This window comes from Paenisporosarcina quisquiliarum (genome assembly GCF_027563315.1).
GTDB lineage: Bacteria > Bacillota > Bacilli > Bacillales_A > Planococcaceae > Paenisporosarcina > Paenisporosarcina quisquiliarum.
On record NZ_JAMKBJ010000025.1, the window covers coordinates 1,787 to 4,712 of the forward strand.

The window sequence follows — 2,926 nt, forward strand, 5'->3', positions numbered from 1 at the left end:
GGTTGTATGCGTAAGAACTTTTTAACTTTTAGGTTAAGTTAATAAGGGCGCACGGTGAATGCCTTGGCACTAGGAGCCGATGAAGGACGGTACTAACACCGATATGCTTCGGGGAGCTGTAAGTAAGCTTTGATCCGGAGATTTCCGAATGGGGAAACCCACTGTTTTTAATCGAGCAGTACGTTTGCGTGAATACATAGCGCATCCGTGGCACACCCAGGGAACTGAAACATCTAAGTACCTGGAGGAAGAGAAAGAAATTCGATTCCCTGAGTAGCGGCGAGCGAAACGGGAAGAGCCCAAACCAAGAAGCTTGCTTCTTGGGGTTGTAGGACACTCAATACGGAGTTACAAAGGAACGAGTTAGACGAAGCGATCTGGAAAGGTCCGCCGCAGCAGGTAAAAGCCCTGTAGTCGAAAGTTCGTTCTCTCCTGAGTGGATCCTGAGTACGGCGGAACACGTGAAATTCCGTCGGAATCTGGGAGGACCATCTCCCAAGGCTAAATACTACCTAGTGACCGATAGTGAACCAGTACCGTGAGGGAAAGGTGAAAAGCACCCCGGAAGGGGAGTGAAAGAGATCCTGAAACCGTGTGCCTACAAGTAGTTAGAGCCCGTTAATGGGTGATAGCGTGCCTTTTGTAGAATGAACCGGCGAGTTACGATTGCATGCAAGGTTAAGCTGAGAAGGCGGAGCCGCAGCGAAAGCGAGTCTGAATAGGGCGATAGAGTATGTAGTTGTAGACCCGAAACCAGGTGATCTACCCATGTCCAGGGTGAAGGTAAGGTAACACTTACTGGAGGCCCGAACCCACGCACGTTGAAAAGTGCGGGGATGAGGTGTGGGTAGCGGAGAAATTCCAATCGAACCTGGAGATAGCTGGTTCTCTCCGAAATAGCTTTAGGGCTAGCCTCAATTTTGAGAATCCTGGAGGTAGAGCACTGTTTGGACTAGGGGCCCATCCCGGGTTACCGAATTCAGACAAACTCCGAATGCCAGAGATTTATAATTGGGAGTCAGACTGCGAGTGATAAGATCCGTAGTCAAGAGGGAAACAGCCCAGACCACCAGCTAAGGTCCCCAAGTAATTGTTAAGTGGAAAAGGATGTGGCGTTGCTTAGACAACCAGGATGTTGGCTTAGAAGCAGCCATCATTTAAAGAGTGCGTAATAGCTCACTGGTCGAGTGACGCTGCGCCGAAAATGTATCGGGGCTAAACAATTCACCGAAGCTGTGGATGGATTCCGTATGGAATCCGTGGTAGGAGAGCGTTCTAAGGGCGTTGAAGCTAGACCGGAAGGACTGGTGGAGCGCTTAGAAGTGAGAATGCCGGTATGAGTAGCGAAAGACGGGTGAGAATCCCGTCCACCGAATGACTAAGGTTTCCTGAGGAAGGCTCGTCCGCTCAGGGTTAGTCGGGACCTAAGCCGAGGCCGATAGGCGTAGGCGATGGACAACAGGTTGATATTCCTGTACCACCACTCCACCGTTTGAGTAATGGGGGGACGCAGAAGGATAGGGTAAGCGTACTGTTGGTTATGTACGTTCAAGCAGTGAGGCGTGGAATGAGGCAAATCCCGTTCCTATAACGTTGAGCTGTGATGACAAGGACCATTAGGTCTGAGTTCCTGATTTCACACTGCCAAGAAAAGCCTCTAACGAGGTGGAAGGTGCCCGTACCGCAAACCGACACAGGTAGTCGAGGAGAGAATCCTAAGGTGAGCGAGAGAACTCTCGTTAAGGAACTCGGCAAAATGACCCCGTAACTTCGGGAGAAGGGGTGCTCTATTAGGGTGTTAAAGCCCGAGAGAGCCGCAGTGAATAGGCCCAGGCGACTGTTTAGCAAAAACACAGGTCTCTGCAAAACCGTAAGGTGACGTATAGGGGCTGACGCCTGCCCGGTGCTGGAAGGTTAAGAGGAGTGCTTAGCGCAAGCGAAGGTGCGAATTGAAGCCCCAGTAAACGGCGGCCGTAACTATAACGGTCCTAAGGTAGCGAAATTCCTTGTCGGGTAAGTTCCGACCCGCACGAAAGGCGTAACGATCTGGGCACTGTCTCAACGAGAGACTCGGTGAAATTATAGTACCTGTGAAGATGCAGGTTACCCGCGACAGGACGGAAAGACCCCGTGGAGCTTTACTGTAGCCTGATATTGAATTTTGGTACAACTTGTACAGGATAGGTAGGAGCCTGAGATCCCGGAGCGCCAGCTTCGGAGGAGGCGTCGGTGGGATACTACCCTGGTTGTATTGAACTTCTAACCCTTGCCCCTTAGCGGGGCAGGAGACAGTGTCAGGCGGGCAGTTTGACTGGGGCGGTCGCCTCCTAAAGTGTAACGGAGGCGCCCAAAGGTTCCCTCAGAATGGTTGGAAATCATTCGTAGAGTGTAAAGGCAGAAGGGAGCTTGACTGCGAGACCTACAAGTCGAGCAGGGTCGAAAGACGGGCTTAGTGATCCGGTGGTTCCGCATGGAAGGGCCATCGCTCAACGGATAAAAGCTACCCCGGGGATAACAGGCTTATCTCCCCCAAGAGTCCACATCGACGGGGAGGTTTGGCACCTCGATGTCGGCTCATCGCATCCTGGGGCTGTAGTCGGTCCCAAGGGTTGGGCTGTTCGCCCATTAAAGCGGTACGCGAGCTGGGTTCAGAACGTCGTGAGACAGTTCGGTCCCTATCCGTCGTGGGCGTAGGAAATTTGAGAGGAGCTGTCCTTAGTACGAGAGGACCGGGATGGACACACCGCTGGTGTACCAGTTGTTCTGCCAAGAGCATCGCTGGGTAGCTATGTGTGGCCGGGATAAGTGCTGAAAGCATCTAAGCATGAAGCCCCCCTCAAGATGAGATTTCCCATTACGCAAGTAAGTAAGATCCCTCAAAGACGATGAGGTAGATAGGTTCGAGGTGGAAGCGCGGTGACGTGTG

General features: G+C 52.2%; 1 rRNA gene. It reads left to right on the top strand.

Going from position 1 to position 2,926, the window contains the following annotated elements:
- Positions 1–31: 31 nt before the first annotated feature.
- A 23S ribosomal RNA gene (locus M9R32_RS15945) occupies positions 32–2,926 on the top strand; the annotation flags it as partial.